Source organism: Bacillus sp. FSL H8-0534 (assembly GCF_038005885.1).
In the GTDB taxonomy this organism is placed as follows: Bacteria; Bacillota; Bacilli; order Bacillales; family Bacillaceae_G; genus Bacillus_A; species Bacillus_A pseudomycoides.
Genome location: NZ_JBBOUC010000001.1, coordinates 5,136,728 through 5,152,628, shown reverse-complemented (window position 1 = coordinate 5,152,628; position 15,901 = coordinate 5,136,728). Strand labels below are relative to the sequence as shown.

Here is a 15,901-nt window from a genome sequence, read left to right as displayed (position 1 = left end):
ACATACCTGAATACAATACTGAATTCAGGTATGTATGTCAATGGTTTTTATTGTATGTCGTCAGACTTCACGTTTTTGTAACAATGAAATATTATTTTCGCTACTTCATATGGCTTGATATTTAAATTTAATAGCTCTTTTACAGGAATCCAAACTGGAATGTATTGTCCCCTATCAATCTTTGTAAACTCTTCACCTTTTCCTGTACCAAAAACACCACCAATGATACGAGCTTCATAAAAATACTGAGTGCCTTTATACTCATACTTCGTAACAAGTTTTTGAACTTCAACATGCACGCCTAATTCTTCATAAGCCTCACGTATTGTTGCTTCTTTTGGTGTTTCATACTCTTCAATCCCTCCACCTGGAAAGACAAAATACACTTCATTCTTTCGAACACGTTTTATAAGAGCAACCGTGTTTTCTTGTATCAAAATGAGTGAGCTACGATTTCGAATCATGCTATTACTTCAACCCCAATAGCAATTGTTCCCCACCTTTTCTCTTGTTCTTTCGTATATATTTCATATGTACTTGCTAGCATTTCTTCTACACTCCAGTTTGCACAATCCAGCAACTCTTTATCAATGTCTTCATACATCTGTTGAAATGTTTGATAACATTTTAACTCAGTTACTTGTACACAAATTGTTTCTTTTGTTGTTAGATTTGTAAATTCGATTTTATCGTCTTTTTGTATATTCTGACGCTTTTTATCATATAAGCGTACTTCAAATACCTTTTTTCCAGATTGAATAGATTGAAATCGCCCATTATATAATCCCATTTTATGTTTCATTTCCTCACCACCTTAGTTTATTATACATGGGCATTTCCAACTCTTTTTTCATTTGTTGCAAGAAATTCAGCAAGGCTTATTCGATATCATTTTCAAAAGAAGAATCACCACCATTACTTTTTTAAACAGATTGAACAACTGCTCCCCGCATGTACAAAACATTCATGAATTCTACATTATATTTGTGATTATAATCACTTCGATCTCTTTTCTTATCCATTATGCTAAAAGCATACAAATGAACAGAGGAGTGATTCATATGGCTACACCTTTTACTAAAACATCTATTGTTGGTGAAATAGTTACCACTTTTCCACAAGCAAGTGATTTGTTTAAAAAACATCGTATTGATTTTTGTTGTGGCGGGGACAAAACAATTGAAATAGCGACACAAACAAAAAAAATTTCTCCTGATGAACTTTTAAAACTATTAAATGAACAATATATTTTATATAAATCAAAAAATAATGAATCTACAAACTGGAGTGAGGCTAATTTTTCTATACTAATTGACCATATTATCCAAAAACATCATCGATATATTCAAGAAGAATTGCCACAGCTGAGCCCATATGTAACAAAAGTATTTCGCGTACATGGTCAAACAGAGTCGCATTTAAGTACCGTTCACCGACTTTTTCATGAATTAAAATTAGAACTTGAACAACATATAATAAAAGAAGAAACTCTTGTATTCCCGCTTATCAAAAAATACGAACAAAATTCAACTCAAGAAAATTTAATTTTAGCAATTGAAAGGCTTGAAGAATTAGAACAAGAGCATGATGGAGCTGGCGATCTTATAAAAGAATTACGAATCATTACAAATGATTTTACTCCTCCCGAGCATGCATGCCGCACATATCGTATGGTTTATAATCGTCTAGAAGATTTTGAATCTGATTTATTCCAGCATGTACATCTTGAAAACAACATTTTATTCAAAAGATTACTTTCCTTAAAATAAACAATAAATCTCCTCATATGAGGAGATTTATTTCTTTATATAAGATGCTCTATACTATAACATGTAGATAAAACACCTTATCGACACCACTTATTACATTTAATATGGGAGGAGTTTTAAAGAAATGCGCTACGTCATTGTAACAGGTACTTCACAAGGATTAGGCGAGGCAATCGCTACACAATTATTAGAGGAAAATACACGACTCATTTGTATTTCTAGAAGACAAAATGAAAAGCTTATTGAAAAAGCAAAACAAAAAGATATTCCTTTAACATTTCACTCAATCGATCTCCAAGATGTACATAATCTAGAAACTCATTTTGAAACAATCTTTTCATCCATTGAAAAAGAAAACGTATCGTCTATCCATTTGATTAATAATGCCGGTACCCTCGCACCAATGAAACCGATTGAAAAATCAGAAAGTGAACTTTTGATTGCAAATGTACAAATTAATTTAATTGCACCGATGATCCTTACTTCTTCGTTTATGAAACATACGAAAAATTGGAACGTGGACAAACGTATTATTAACATTTCTTCAGGAGCCGGTCAAAAACCATACTTTGGATGGGGAGCATATTGTACAACGAAAGCTGGCGTGAACATGTTTACACAATGTGTCGCTATAGAGGAAGCTGAAAAAGAATATCCAGTAAAAACAATTGCTTTTGCCCCAGGTGTTGTTGACACAGACATGCAGCAACAAATTCGGCAAACAGAAAAAGAAGATTTTACTAACTTAGATCGATTTATCGCTTTAAAAGAAGAAGGAAAATTACTCTCCCCTGAATATGTCGCTAAAGCGGTTATCCATCTTTTAGATACACCCCATTTCGAATCTGGCGGCGTAATTCGCATTGATGAAAAATAGTTTCATAGCAAAAGGCTCGCATATAAGCGAGCCTTTTATCTTATCGGTTCTAAAAATATTAATACAGATTCCATTATTGGTTCATATCCTATCTCTTGGTAAATCTTATTCGACGTTGGATTTGCTAAGTCTGTATATAAAGTAGTTGTTTTATAACCTCGGTCTAACATGAGCTGGCTAAGGGCAGCTACACAATTAGAAGCGTACCCTTGTTTACGTTCTTCTTTCGGTGTATATACAAAATTGATTGTAATATTACTCTTAGTAGGCCTTGTAATTGCAGCTACTGAAACTAATCTCCCATCTACTTCCCATCCAAACAACCGATTTGTACTTACTAATGTGTTTGCAGTTTGTTTTGCTTTTTCTTCCGTAGTGGGCAAATGAACATCTTCACAAAATTGGTGCACCCACTCTTCAATTAATGGTAGTTCAACGCTGTTTACTCGCCGGAAAGCTCCATATTCACCCCATTTCTTCTTTACTTTTTTTAATTCATACACCCCTTGATTCATACGAATAGAAAGCTTCTTTTGTTCTAATTTTGCAATCTCTTCAGCTAATTGTTTCACCACTCGCTTTTCACCAATCAATTCCGGTATATCTGGATACACCTTTGTTAATTGTTTCGCTATTCCCTCTATAGCCTCTTGCGAAATCTCGGATTTAGCAACAATCATTTTCTTTTTCTCAGTTTGAAGAAGTATAAGAGCAATTTTTTCATTTTGCTTTGCTATTGCCATAAACAACGGATTCTCCGTAGACTGTAACACCCCTAATAATAAATTATTTTCTTGCTCATTCATTTCCAAAATGGAGGTGACTTCCTTCCTAAAGTAAGAAACATCTTTATATACCTGTAATTGAATCATCGACAATCTCTTCTTTCTATATAAATCCCTTTTGATTTTTCGACATATAAGTCGTTGATACGAAGAAGAAAAGGTGACTTACACTCATTTTCTCTCTCTATTTTACCTTGGCATGAGGCAGGAAAAGGATCTGACCGTTTCTATGCATGGCCGTATGCTCTCTCCCACCTAAAAAGAAGGGGTTTATTTGGATTTATATTTTTATATTTAAATAGAATATTGGCGATTCATTCATTAAATCCTGCTTTTACGATTCAATAATATTCCAGACTATCGTCATTACTTCTTTTTCAGCTTGTGAGATCCGTTGTTTTTCCCTTTCGAATGTAATTTCTTCGTTCTTAAAGTACTCTCTCCTCTTTTGAATCATACGTACCATTTCTTTTTTGCTCGGCCCACCATATACAGTCCGTTTTTCAACAAATGATTCTGGTGATATAATATCATCCCATTCTTTTTCTGAAAGTATTACATGAAAGTTTTCTTGTAAATATATGTTTACTTCTGTGAAATTCAGTTCATGTAACTCTTTTTTCTGCTGTATAGACATTGTTGCAATATCACTTGCAGCACGATGAGCACGCCGAAAAGGAATCTTATAATTTTTTGTTAATGCGTCTGCAAAATCGGTTATTGTAATCGCATGTTGAAACGAGCGAGTTCTTAAAACTTCATCTTCCACCTTCATCGTTCGAATTACTGCATTCATCATACAAAACACACGAATTGCCTTTTCGATTCCTTCATACAAATAAGGTTGCAAATCATCTTCTGTATCAACAATATCTCCAAACGGTGTATTATGAATCATTTGAAATACAGTGAAAGTTTCTCCAAGTGCACTGCTAGCGAGAGCACGAGCATGTTCAATGGAAACAGGGTTCCGTTTTTGCGGCATTATACTGCTGATTTGTACGTATGGGTTTGCAACAGTAATCCCATTGTATTCTTTTGTTGCTAGTAGTAAGAAATCATGGAGCCATCTACTGCTATTCGTCATCGCTACCATAAGTGTCGCGCTTGTTTCTAATAAATAGTCTGCGCTTGCAATAGCGTCATATGAATTTTCAATAACACTTGAAAAACCGAGCAACTTTGCAACCTGCTGTCTATTAATAGGAAAGCTTGTAGTAGATAGAGCAGCTGCACCCAAAGGAGATTGATTGACAAGATGATATACCTTCCAAACACGCTCTAAATCCCGATGCATTGTATCATATATTGCTAACATATAATGACCGAATGTTGTCGGCTGGGCAGGTTGTGTGTGCGTGTAAGCAGGCATGATTGTTTCCATATGTTCATTCGCAACTTCTAACACACTTTCTTGTAAAAGAAGAAAATGCTCTATATAACGGAGTAAATAGCGACGCAAACTCATCCGATACATCGCGACCCCCATATCATTCCGGCTCCTGCCAATATGCATATTACTTACAAAATTATGATTTGCTTCTTGCCCAATTAAATGCTCCACTAAAAAAAAGAGATCTTCATGCTCCTTCTCATACAGTAATTGACTCTTTGGAATTTGTGCCACTTTTTCTAACGCTGTTAAAATAACTTTTGCATCTTTTTGTTTCATTAATTTTTGCTCAATAAGCATGATAATATGAGCACGATGAATCATAAACATCTCTTGCAACAAGTAATCTCGCTGAAATTGAAACACATGCTGTAGCACACAATTTGCATAGGTCTCCCCAGGGAAATCAGCGCCCTCACTCTTTATAAATTCCTCCTTATTTTGTTTCATCACCTTTTCCCCTTTCGCCCAGTTATTACTAATCATCATACCCTGAGCTTTTGAAAAGGTGCTTGTATAAAGTGAAACTATAATTAGTGGGGAATCCCTTCATCTCCCCATTAATTATTAGCCCTCACCAATCGGGTCTTTACGGGATAAAGTGAAACTCCCATCAGTGGGGTCTTACTGCCCACAAATAGCGGGATAAAAATAAACCCGATGCTTCACGCATCGGGTTTATTTAATAACAGTGGCATCATATTTTTCACTTTTTAACACCTGGAACTGTAAATTCAGTAAGTGCTTACGAAGCTCTGTACTATCATCTTCATCCAATTGATTTGCTAAAAATACAATTTCTGTACAATTCCCAAGTTTATCAGTGGCATAAGCTGCTTTTGCTAATGTCCATGGGGTATACCCATTTTTTTGTCCAGCATGCCGGAATGACTTACGATACTTCTTTGCTTTCATGTCCGTTTCAACAAGATTTGCCCACTCATTTTCTCCAGCCTTTGTAAATCCTTTTTTATGATTCGCTTTTTCCAGAAGCACCATATAATCATTTGCGGATGCAGCTGGCAACTTATCTGACCATATTTTTTCATATTTCCCTTCTAAATAGAGCGGAATTTCTTTTTGTAATAACGGTCCTTTCTCTTTTAACCGTTCATGTATTAACATAGCATAACGACGATATTCTTCTGAAGACATTTCTTTTAACTTTTTCTCTAATTTAGATTTTGGAATATGCAGTTCCTTATGCAAATATCCCGGAATGTATAGAGAAGAAACAATAGGAAATAACGGTTGATGTGAAGGAAGTGATAGATTTTGTAAATTTTGGTTAATATAATCTAGTCCAAGTCGATCCATTAAATATTCTGTATTTGCATTTGAACTAAATTTCATCATCCCTTTCGCAACTTCTTCTAAAGAAATTGCATTTCCATCCATTTTACCAGTTTTCATTAAATACTTTTGCCAACGATCCTGCGCACCACCATCTGTATTTGGAATATAGTAACGATTTACATCATCAATTGACACATAACTATTTGGGTCAATTCTCCCATCTACAACTTGTTTCGTAAATTCAAGTGCAACAATTAACTTCATCGTGCTCGCAACTGGTAACACGACATCTGGATTCACAGAATAAACAACTTTATCATTTCGCTTTATAAGTAGGGCACTATTTTTTTCATCTTTATGTTCTTCAACAAATGAGGCAATAAATTGAGCATCATCATTATTAGAGCTCCAAACTTTTTTTACTAAAAAGTTACCGGATATAAGTACTACGAATACACCAATGATTCCCGCACATATTATAACTTTTCTCAAGTGAATTCCCTCTCCTAATTTACATCTTTTATCTTTTATCTGTTATATATAGTTATAAACAAAACAATAGAGACGATTGTCTAAATAATCGTCTCTATTATTTTAACTTGTCATCTCCTATTATGTCTACGTCATAATTCGAACAAAATTTTCAACAAATTTCTTATAATTTAATTTCCACCCAATTCGCACCCAATTTTTAAGAGCTTTCGCATCGGGTTGTGGCCGAAAATCAGCGATACTTTCCACCTTTGCACTACCTTCTAAATCAACTTCTACTTTCCGATATACATATTCAACCATAGAAGGATTTACAACTGCCATCATCGTAAGCACATCATGAATGGGGCTTCCGGTAATTTTCGGATTTATTTTCTTATATGCCTTATAATAATATTGAAATATAGGTTCAATTAATTTGTTAAATGCAGTTTGTGAATGTTTTTTTATATAATGCACAGTTTCAGGTGTAACGATTGATTCACTTGTAACATTTAGAGGGATTAATGTTACGTTTTTTGCATACTGCATGACTAAATTTGCAGCAAGTGCATCTCCATGAAAATTCGCCTCTGCTACAGGGGTAACATTCCCTGGAACAAGAAATGCTCCACCCATACAGTAATATTCTTTTACATCTTTCATTATATCTTTACCTAATATAAACGCCGTTGCTAAACTTGTTGATCTTCCTGTATCAACAATAATAATTTCTTTTTTATAACGCTGGATTATGTCAAAGATTGCACAAAACGATTTAATATTTGGTTGAATCGTTTTTGGAGGGCGAATTGGCCCTAATCCTTCCGCTCCATGAATTTCCGGATAATATGTTGTAAATTCACCTGACAATGGCATTTTTGCTCCATTTATAATCGGTATATCCTCTCTGCCTGCTAGTTGCATTAAATACGCAGCATTGCTCGTTGCTTGCTCTTGTGTTACATTTCCATATCCAGTTACAATCCCAACGATTTCAATCTCAGGATGTAATAGCCCATACATAATGGCTAAAGAATCATCAATACCTGGATCTCCCAAAAAAAGCACCTTTTTCATGGCACTTCCCCCCCATCCCTGCACCTCTTATTATGGTATAAACCAAAATACATGTTAACTATTTTTTAAACCATATACGCCATAAATTAAAATCACACTGTATTCACACACTGCTTTTTGAACAAACGATGAATTATTCAAACAACCACTGGATTGAACCATTTGTTCAAATTTCGTTCATTGTGATTCGATTCACAAAAATACATAATAAACTTGTAAATACATTTTATTATGTATCGGAGGAATTTATTATGTTTATTGATTTTTTACGTAATAACAAAAAAGCTTTATTTATTCTATTACCCCTTCGTTTATATTTAGGATACGCTTGGTTATCTGCTGGATTAGGAAAGCTTTTTGGTCAGTCATTTGACGCAAGCGGGTTTTTAAAAGGTGCAATTGCCAAAGCAAGTGGAGATCATCCAGCTGTACAAGGCTGGTGGGCTGATTTTCTACAACATTTTGCTCTTCCACATGCTGATTTATTTAGCTTTCTCGTACAATGGGGAGAAATTTCAGTTGGGCTTGGACTTCTTTTAGGAGGGCTAACCAAAACCGCTGTATTTTTCGGGATTATTATGAACACTGCTTTTCTTTTAAGTGGAACTATAAGTACAAATCCAAATATGATACTATTGTCTATACTGGTTTTAGTTGCAGGACATAACGCTGGACGTGTTGGTCTAGACGGATTTGTTTTTCGAAAACTTTTCCATAAACATAAAAATAACTATCCAACCTATCCTACACATAAATTTGCATCATAATTACGTTTTTAATTATAAAAAGTAGAGCTCTTATTGAATCTATAAAAGCCCTACTTTTTATATTGCCTATTTTTTCACCAAATTTATTTGGTTAAAGCATAAACTCTTTTGCCCCAACCTAATCATCTTTTTCTATCATTGATTAAAAAATATAGAACCTATCCAATTTGTATATTTTATTCAAATCTATATCTTTATGCTACTTTATCCCGCTATTTGCGGACAGTAACACTTCCACCTCAAAATTCAGCCAAAACAAAGAAGTTAGGTAGGAAATGAAGCCTCCCACTAATTAAAGTTTCACTTTATTTGAAGTTAACATACTACCTATTACATACGCAATGAAAGCAAAACAAATCGGAAACACAACTGTATGTATACCAAACGGATTTGGAAAACAAAGGTGAAATAGCATATAAGAACTCACACCAACCAGAATGGATGCAAGCGCGCCAACTGCATTCCCTCTCTTCCAATATAGCCCTAAAACAATAGGCCAAATAAATGCTGCTTCTAAGCCACCAAAGGAAAATAAGTTTAACCATATTAAGAAATCTGGCGGTTTAATAGCTGCGGCATATACAAGTAAACCAATGATACCCGTAATCCATAGACTTCCTTTTTTTATTGTTGTATCCGCCGCATTTTCATTTATATAGTTCACATATATATCTTTAATAATGGATGAACTCACCAGTAGTAAAAGTGAGTTTACCGTTGACATAATTGCCGCCATTGGGGCAGCCAAAAAGATTCCAGCAAGCCAAGGTGGCAATACTTCCATCGCAAGAAGTGGCATTACTTTGTCTGGTACAGTTACGCCTGGAAGCACCACGCGTGCAAATACACCTGTTAAGTGCATACCAATCATAATTGTACCAACAACAATTGTCCCGATAATTAAAGCTTGATGCATCGCTTTTGAATTTTTATAAGACATCGCACGCACGCTAATTTGCGGTAATCCAACAACACCAACACCAATTAATATCCAAAATGATGTCACATACGTTTTCGTTAAACTGCCATCTGCACCAAATGGTGTAATTAAATTGGGATTAATTCGAACCAGTTCTTGCATAATCTTTTCAATCCCGCCACCAGCAATCACTGTTGCAATTAAAATAATTGTCGTACCTGCTAACATAATAATGCCGAGCAATGTATCAGATAAAGCAACTGCGCGGAATCCACCAATTAAAACGTATACAAGTACAGAGAATGTAAAAAGAAATAAAGCCGTTGTATACGAAAGACCTGTTAACGATTCAATTAACCTTCCGCCTCCAACCCACTGAGCAACTGTTGCCGAAAATAAAAAGATAATAATACATACTGCTGAAAGAATGACCACTGCTTTATGATTATATCTTCCTTTTAAATAATCAATAAGCGTAATTGCTTCCATCTTTCTTGCAATGATTGCAAACTTTTTACCAATTACCGTCAAGACAATGTAACCCGTTACAACCTGGATTGCTGATAATAATACCCATCCAAGCCCCATATTGTATGCAATTCCAGGTCCACCGATAAAACTACTCGCACTACCGTACGTAGCAATCATTGTCATAGCTAATAATAGACCGCCAAGCTCACGTCCTCCAAGAAAATATTCTTGTAAAAATTTATTATGAGCAGTTGCTTGTACACGTCTGGATGCATATACACCAATTAAAAATACAACGATAAAAGAAATTATCATTGGGATTATTACGTACCAATTCATTTATCATTCCTCACTTTTTTCTTCCTCATCGAGCGAAATATCTTGAAATGCAAAACGCACGATTAAAATAAGAAGTATAACTACTACACCAAAACCGACTATACAACTATAAAAAAACCATGCCGGAAAACCTAATACATATGTATATTCACTTGGATCTTTACTCCCAAGCCCATAGGCAAATCCATACCATATTATAAAATTGATAAAAGCAAGTCCAAGACCAATTAACGCCTCTCTATGGGCAATTCGAAAGCGTGGATCATCATGATAATCCTTCATTTTCTCCCTCCTCTCACGATGTATAATTGTAACATTGTTTTTCTAGTTTTTCCTACTAGAAAAGAAAAACTAGAAAGATTTTTTGCAAATATATAGAATCCAACTCTGTATTACATAATTTTTACAATTGTAATGTAAATGAAATTTGAATTTTCAGTCTTTATTATTTATGATTAAAATTAGAGGTCTTCCATCTAGTTTCTTTACAACTTTGTTACAGGAATAAACGCCGTCTCGTACTGCGTTTACATTATATTTTCAAGGGGGTTGTACAATGAGTCAACTAGCTGTAAATCTTCATGAAAAAGTAGAAAAGTTTCTTCAAGGAACAAAAAAATTATATGTGAATGGGGCGTTCGTCGAAAGCGCTTCCGGAAAGACATTTAAAACTCCTAACCCAGCAACTGGCGAAACACTTGCGATTGTTTCCGAAGCTGGTCGCGAAGATATTCATAAAGCTGTAGTAGCTGCTAGAGTTGCATTTGATGAAGGACCTTGGTCGCGTATGAGCGGCGCTGAACGCAGCCGTCTTATGTATAAACTTGCAGATTTAATGGAGGAACACAAAGAGGAACTTGCACAACTTGAAACATTGGATAATGGGAAACCAATTCGCGAAACATTAGCAGCAGACATTCCGCTTGCAATTGAACATATGCGTTATTACGCTGGCTGGGCTACAAAAATTGTCGGTCAAACAATCCCAGTCTCTGGTGAATATTTTAACTATACACGCCATGAAGCTGTTGGTGTTGTTGGGCAAATTATTCCGTGGAACTTCCCACTCCTTATGGCAATGTGGAAAATGGGGGCTGCTCTTGCAACTGGTTGTACAATCGTATTGAAGCCAGCAGAACAAACACCTCTTTCCGCTCTATACTTAGCTGAATTATTTGAAGAGGCTGGATTCCCAAAAGGCGTTGTCAACATCGTACCAGGATTTGGCGAGACAGCTGGACAAGCTCTTGTCAATCATCCTCTCGTTGATAAAATTGCATTTACGGGTTCTACTCCGGTTGGTAAACAAATTATGAGACAAGCATCTGAAACATTAAAACGAGTTACATTAGAACTTGGAGGTAAATCACCGAATATTATTTTACCAGATGCTGATTTATCTCGAGCAATCCCAGCAGCACTTTCCGGTGTTATGTTTAACCAAGGTCAAGTATGCTGTGCAGGGTCACGTTTATTTATTCCAAAGAAAATGTATGATAATGTTATGGCTGACCTTGTTCTATATTCAAAAAAATTAACACAAGGTGCAGGTCTAGATCCACAAACTACAATTGGACCTCTTGTTTCTGAAGAACAACAAAAACGCGTTATGGGATACATTGAAAAAGGGATCGAAGAAGGCGCAGAAGTACTTGTTGGTGGAAACAAACCATACGAGCAAGGTTATTTCGTCGCTCCAACTGTATTTGCGGACGTAAATGATGAAATGACAATTGCAAAAGAAGAAATTTTTGGTCCTGTCATCTCTGCATTGCCGTTTAATGATATTGACGAAGTAATTGAACGTGCAAATAAGTCATCATTTGGCTTAGCCGCTGGTGTATGGACAGAAAATGTAAAGAATGCACATTACATTGCAAGTAAAGTTCGTGCTGGTACAGTATGGGTAAACTGTTACAACGTATTTGATGCAGCTTCTCCATTTGGTGGATTTAAGCAATCTGGCCTTGGCCGTGAAATGGGTTCTTATGCATTAAATAACTATACAGAAGTGAAGAGTGTTTGGGTGAACCTAAACTAAATGAAAGGGCCTGACCAAGGTTGGTCAGGCTCTACTTATTATGTAACAAATTTTTTAGAAAATCCAATTATTTTATTCCGTAACATATTTGAAAATATGGAACTATCTCTTACACTTGCAAGCCACCACTCACATTTAATACCTCGCCTGTAATATAAGAAGCATACTCTGAAGCGAAAAAGGCCGCTGCATTCGCGATATCTTGTGGCATTCCAATTCTTCCAACTGGGATTGCACCAACCATCTTCTCTTTCACTTTATCTGGTATTGTTTTTGTCATATCTGTATCCATAAAACCGGGACAAATGGCATTACAAGTAATACCAAATCCGCCCACTTCTTTTGCTGCCGTTTTTGTTAATCCAATGACGCCCGCTTTCGTTGCAGCATAATTTGCTTGCCCAATATTACCTTCCCTACTAATCGAAGAAATATTGATGATACGTCCAAATTGTTGCTGCCTCATGTAAAGAAGTGCCGGTTGCATACAATAAAACACACCTGTTAAATTTACTTGCATTACTTGCTCCCAAGCTGATTTCTCCATTTTATGTAACATCGCATCTCTTGTAATCCCTGCATTATTCACTAAAACATGTAATTCTCCAAATGTTTGAACTGCGTATTCGACTAACGATTTCGCTTCACTTTGATTACTCACATCACATGCGTATAAACTTACTTCATATCCTTGATCTAAAAATTCTCTTGCTGTTTCTTTTAATTTCTTCTCATTTACATCACTGATTAACACCTTTGCACCTAACTTTGCAAAAGTACAAGCAATTTCTTTCCCAATCCCTTGCGCTGCTCCTGTTACAACAGCTGTTTTCCCATGTAAAAAATCCATCCCTATCCCCCATTTCTATTACTTATACTGTATATTTCGGCTTTATGCTTTCCAAATCCTTTTTGTATAAAAAAGTCTATTTGTGTCAAACTAAACTTGCAACATAGCATAAACACAAGGAGATTGTGTCGAATGAACAAAAAGAACCTAGGGTATAGCAAAACTTCTGATGGCATCGATGTAGAGTTCTCTCGTGAACTTGCTGATCATGATGACTTAGAAGCAAATGCACGTGCTGACGCCGCCGATGCACGTCAAAAACGCCAGTCTAAACAAAAATAAGGCGCTATCTCGCCCTTATCCTTTTGCAATTGGGACCTACTACTACCCATACAAAATGAAATAAACCGAGATCATTTCTCGGTTTATTTCATATATTTTTTGATATAATGCGCAAAAGTAAGGATTGGAAATATATGATGGTAGCTATGGTAGCGAATATAAAAACCATCTGGTAGCCCTATGCCTGTAGGATAATCCTGATTCTGATTTAGATGTGCAAGTAAATAAGAAATCCCTTTTCGAATGACAGGTGTTTCCGTATCATAAAAAGTAATAAGTGCATCGAGTGCCCATGCCGTTTGTGATGGTGTACTAAACGGTAACGAAATAAAATGCTTTTCTATGCTACTCCTGCAAGACTCTCCCCAACCTCCATCGTTATGTTGAATACGCTCTAACCATGTAGCTGCTTTTTGTAAAGCTGTATGATTAGATGGAACTCCTACAGCACGTAAACCTGTGAGGGCTGCCCAAGTACCGTATATGTAACACACTCCCCATTTTCCATACCATGATCCATTCTTCTCCTGTGCTTGCATTAACCATTTAATTGCTCGATCCTTTTGGTCATCTTTTAGCTGGTGCGGAGCATATGTTCCAAAAAACTCCAACACCCTACCTGTAATATCTGACGTAGATGGGTCCGTAGTCATGTCTCCTGCGTTATCAAGTGGTAAATGAGTCAGAAAATGACTCGTTACACCTCTTTCAAAAGCTGCCCAGCCTCCATCAATATTTTGTAACCCTTTGACCCATTCAATGCCTTTTCTCCAAGCTTCTTCTATTCTTTGATTTCCTTCTCGGCTTCGTGCTATCGCTCTTAGGGCAGCTGTTGTATCATCAATATCTGGAATTGTTGTATTCACATCAGAAAAGCCCCAACCTCCAGCGTCTAGTGATGGAGCATGCACACTCCAATCTTTTTTCTCCTTATGTTGTTTTTGCAACAAATAATCTGTCGCTTTTTGAATCATTTGGTTATCATTTGGTACACCTGCTTCTTGCAACGAATAACTTAGTAAAGCTGTATCCCACACTGTAGATGGTGAATTTTGAAGATGTGTCCCCTTGTTCATATTCCATATATAAGATTTCAACCCTAATACTGCATTGGAAATAAGCGGTGACTGAATCGAATGCCCAAGTGCAAGCAATGCATAAATCATATAAAATGTAGCACTCGCATAACTATATAGTGTTCCATTTGTTTCAATCCGCTCAATCATAAAACGCTCTGCTTCTTTATATCCCTTATGTTGTAAAGATAACGGATAAGATAAAAACTTTTTCACGTCACCAAGAAGCCTTTGAAACAATGATGAACGTTCTTCACGGAACCACTGCTTTTTACTCCCACCTGAAATATAATCTAAATTAGGAAGAATCGTTTTGGACACAGTAAATCGTTTATTCATACAAATCATCATCGGAATGAGGTGAATACGTGCGGAACTACTTAGCTCAAATATACTAAGCGGGGAATCTTCAGGTAAAAATAACATGGGTGTTGGGAAGTGAAATAAAGAAGGATATTCATATCCTCCATGAAGCGCTAATAAAAACTTCGTCATAAAGTGAGCCTTTGTAATCCCACCCTGCCTCCGAATAAACGCTTCTGCACGCTTCATATTTATATCTTCTTTCGTATACCTTCCAGAAGCAAGTAAAGCGACATATGCATTAATTGTAGTAGACAAATTGCCAACAGATTCATCTTCATATAGCTTCCAGGTTCCTTCATTTGTTTGAAGAGATGCAACTCGAGTAACAAATGGCTCCATCTCACCATTTTGTCCTAATAATCTTAGTAAAAAAATCATATGACAATCCGTTAATGGAGAACCTTCAAAACAAAAACGCCAAGCCCCATCTTGATATTGCATCGTTCGAAGTGCAGTAACTTTCCGCTCGACTTCTTGACGCACTTTTTCATATAATAACACCCTTTTCACCTACCCTTTCTAAATCCGTATACGATATGCCACTTCGCACGCAATTATGTATAAAACAATTGAACTACCCCCACCTTCACTTCGTTTAGAGGAGGGGGGCTTCTCGGTTAAAATGATAAAAGCAGAACATGTAAATACACATTCTGCTCATAAACAATATCCAATTCCAACAACAATTCCTAAAATAGCTCCGACAACCACTTGATAAGGCGTGTGTCCAACAAGCTCATTCAGCTTTTTATATTCGGTTTGTCTGCCATGAAAAAAATCATTTAAAATCTTCGCCTGTTTACTTACTGCAAGCCTTACCCCTGAAGCATCATACATGACAATAATGGCAAAAATGGCTGCTACAGCAAACACTGCACTCGTAACTCCTTCCACCATGCCAACTCCTGTTGCTAACGCTGTAACTGTTGAAGAATGAGAGCTTGGCATTCCACCAGAAGCAAAAAACTGTGCAAAATCGAACTCTTTTGTCTTTACTAACTTAAAAATAACTTTCGTTAATTGCGCCAAAAACCAGGCAATTACAGCTGCCATAAGCGGATCATTATGTAAAATTGTTTCCATATTTCCAGCTCCCTACTTGCAGTAATGGAAATTCTA

General features: G+C 36.1%; 16 protein-coding genes. 5 read left to right on the top strand and 11 right to left on the bottom strand.

The window, feature by feature from the left end; all coding sequences use genetic code 11:
* Nucleotides 1-47: 47 nt before the first annotated feature.
* Complete coding sequence (locus tag MHH71_RS26425; RefSeq protein ID WP_033799022.1) at nt 48-464, bottom strand: NUDIX hydrolase; 417 nt, start codon at nt 462-464, stop codon at nt 48-50.
* Nucleotides 461-802 carry an ASCH domain-containing protein gene (locus MHH71_RS26420; protein WP_006095536.1) on the bottom strand — a complete coding sequence of 114 codons (342 nt, stop codon included), beginning with the start codon at nt 800-802 and terminating at the stop codon, nt 461-463. The genes MHH71_RS26425 and MHH71_RS26420 overlap by 4 nt, the downstream gene beginning before the upstream one ends.
* A 259-nt stretch (nt 803-1,061) precedes the next feature.
* Between MHH71_RS26420 and ric the strand changes: the two genes are divergently transcribed.
* Nucleotides 1,062-1,769: an iron-sulfur cluster repair di-iron protein gene (gene ric / locus MHH71_RS26415; protein WP_006095534.1), complete on the top strand. Its 708-nt coding sequence runs from the start codon at nt 1,062-1,064 to the stop codon at nt 1,767-1,769.
* 124 nt (nt 1,770-1,893) lie between these two features.
* Entirely contained in the window at nt 1,894-2,646 is a 753-nt protein-coding gene (locus MHH71_RS26410) for a (S)-benzoin forming benzil reductase (RefSeq protein ID WP_003198974.1), read from the top strand.
* A 35-nt stretch (nt 2,647-2,681) separates the two neighbouring features.
* Here MHH71_RS26410 and MHH71_RS26405 read toward each other — a convergent pair whose 3' ends face one another.
* The 4 genes from MHH71_RS26405 to MHH71_RS26390 form a co-directional block, all read right to left on the bottom strand.
* Entirely contained in the window at nt 2,682-3,518 is an 837-nt protein-coding gene (locus MHH71_RS26405; RefSeq protein ID WP_006095533.1) for a GNAT family N-acetyltransferase, read from the bottom strand.
* A 247-nt stretch (nt 3,519-3,765) separates the two neighbouring features.
* Nucleotides 3,766-5,274, bottom strand: a complete 1,509-nt coding sequence (gene argH, locus MHH71_RS26400; protein WP_033799021.1) for an argininosuccinate lyase — start codon at nt 5,272-5,274, stop codon at nt 3,766-3,768.
* Nucleotides 5,275-5,502: 228 nt separating this feature from the next.
* Nucleotides 5,503-6,612, bottom strand: coding sequence for a serine hydrolase (locus tag MHH71_RS26395; protein WP_003198980.1), 1,110 nt, complete (start codon nt 6,610-6,612; stop codon nt 5,503-5,505).
* 126 nt (nt 6,613-6,738) lie between these two features.
* Nucleotides 6,739-7,671, bottom strand: a complete 933-nt coding sequence (locus tag MHH71_RS26390; protein WP_078211701.1) for a nucleoside hydrolase — start codon at nt 7,669-7,671, stop codon at nt 6,739-6,741.
* Nucleotides 7,672-7,922: 251 nt separating this feature from the next.
* Here MHH71_RS26390 and MHH71_RS26385 point away from each other — a divergent pair, with 251 nt between their 5' ends.
* Nucleotides 7,923-8,438 carry a DoxX family membrane protein gene (locus MHH71_RS26385; protein WP_033799020.1) on the top strand — a complete coding sequence of 172 codons (516 nt, stop codon included), beginning with the start codon at nt 7,923-7,925 and terminating at the stop codon, nt 8,436-8,438.
* 292 nt (nt 8,439-8,730) lie between these two features.
* Here MHH71_RS26385 and panF read toward each other — a convergent pair whose 3' ends face one another.
* A complete protein-coding gene (gene panF, locus MHH71_RS26380) occupies nt 8,731-10,167 on the bottom strand; it encodes a sodium/pantothenate symporter (RefSeq protein WP_018781507.1) in 1,437 nt (478 codons plus the stop codon).
* 3 nt (nt 10,168-10,170) lie between these two features.
* The gene (locus MHH71_RS26375; protein WP_003198986.1) at nt 10,171-10,449 is read right to left on the bottom strand and encodes a YhdT family protein; all 279 of its coding nucleotides are present in this window, start codon (nt 10,447-10,449) and stop codon (nt 10,171-10,173) included.
* Between the two features lie 274 nt (nt 10,450-10,723).
* On the opposite strand from MHH71_RS26375, the gene MHH71_RS26370 reads away from it, so the two are divergent.
* Entirely contained in the window at nt 10,724-12,208 is a 1,485-nt protein-coding gene (locus tag MHH71_RS26370) for an aldehyde dehydrogenase family protein (RefSeq protein WP_003198988.1), read from the top strand.
* A 109-nt stretch (nt 12,209-12,317) separates the two neighbouring features.
* Here MHH71_RS26370 and fabG read toward each other — a convergent pair whose 3' ends face one another.
* Entirely contained in the window at nt 12,318-13,058 is a 741-nt protein-coding gene (gene fabG, locus MHH71_RS26365) for a 3-oxoacyl-ACP reductase FabG (RefSeq protein ID WP_003198990.1), read from the bottom strand.
* Between the two features lie 132 nt (nt 13,059-13,190).
* Here fabG and MHH71_RS26360 point away from each other — a divergent pair, with 132 nt between their 5' ends.
* Complete coding sequence (locus MHH71_RS26360; RefSeq protein WP_003198992.1) at nt 13,191-13,340, top strand: YfhD family protein; 150 nt, start codon at nt 13,191-13,193, stop codon at nt 13,338-13,340.
* A gap of 83 nt (nt 13,341-13,423) precedes the next feature.
* Here the strand turns inward: MHH71_RS26360 and MHH71_RS26355 are convergent, their stop codons facing one another.
* Nucleotides 13,424-15,283, bottom strand: coding sequence for a terpene cyclase/mutase family protein (locus MHH71_RS26355; RefSeq protein WP_006095528.1), 1,860 nt, complete (start codon nt 15,281-15,283; stop codon nt 13,424-13,426).
* A gap of 156 nt (nt 15,284-15,439) precedes the next feature.
* Nucleotides 15,440-15,865: a divergent PAP2 family protein gene (locus MHH71_RS26350; RefSeq protein WP_006095527.1), complete on the bottom strand. Its 426-nt coding sequence runs from the start codon at nt 15,863-15,865 to the stop codon at nt 15,440-15,442.
* Nucleotides 15,866-15,901: the final 36 nt, after the last annotated feature.

Bases quoted from the DNA above. Each gene is read 5' to 3' on its own strand.
- MHH71_RS26425 (WP_033799022.1), bottom strand. From the start codon at position 464: ATGATTCGAAATCGTAGCTCACTCATTTTGATACAAGAAAACACGGTT.
- MHH71_RS26385 (WP_033799020.1), top strand. From the start codon at position 7,923: ATGTTTATTGATTTTTTACGTAATAACAAAAAAGCTTTATTTATTCTA.
- MHH71_RS26360 (WP_003198992.1), top strand. From the start codon at position 13,191: ATGAACAAAAAGAACCTAGGGTATAGCAAAACTTCTGATGGCATCGAT.
- MHH71_RS26405 (WP_006095533.1), bottom strand. From the start codon at position 3,518: ATGATTCAATTACAGGTATATAAAGATGTTTCTTACTTTAGGAAGGAA.
- MHH71_RS26370 (WP_003198988.1), top strand. From the start codon at position 10,724: ATGAGTCAACTAGCTGTAAATCTTCATGAAAAAGTAGAAAAGTTTCTT.
- MHH71_RS26410 (WP_003198974.1), top strand. From the start codon at position 1,894: ATGCGCTACGTCATTGTAACAGGTACTTCACAAGGATTAGGCGAGGCA.
- MHH71_RS26375 (WP_003198986.1), bottom strand. From the start codon at position 10,449: ATGAAGGATTATCATGATGATCCACGCTTTCGAATTGCCCATAGAGAG.
- MHH71_RS26390 (WP_078211701.1), bottom strand. From the start codon at position 7,671: ATGAAAAAGGTGCTTTTTTTGGGAGATCCAGGTATTGATGATTCTTTA.
- MHH71_RS26420 (WP_006095536.1), bottom strand. From the start codon at position 802: ATGAAACATAAAATGGGATTATATAATGGGCGATTTCAATCTATTCAA.
- panF (WP_018781507.1), bottom strand. From the start codon at position 10,167: ATGAATTGGTACGTAATAATCCCAATGATAATTTCTTTTATCGTTGTA.
- fabG (WP_003198990.1), bottom strand. From the start codon at position 13,058: ATGGATTTTTTACATGGGAAAACAGCTGTTGTAACAGGAGCAGCGCAA.
- MHH71_RS26350 (WP_006095527.1), bottom strand. From the start codon at position 15,865: ATGGAAACAATTTTACATAATGATCCGCTTATGGCAGCTGTAATTGCC.
- argH (WP_033799021.1), bottom strand. From the start codon at position 5,274: ATGAAACAAAATAAGGAGGAATTTATAAAGAGTGAGGGCGCTGATTTC.
- ric (WP_006095534.1), top strand. From the start codon at position 1,062: ATGGCTACACCTTTTACTAAAACATCTATTGTTGGTGAAATAGTTACC.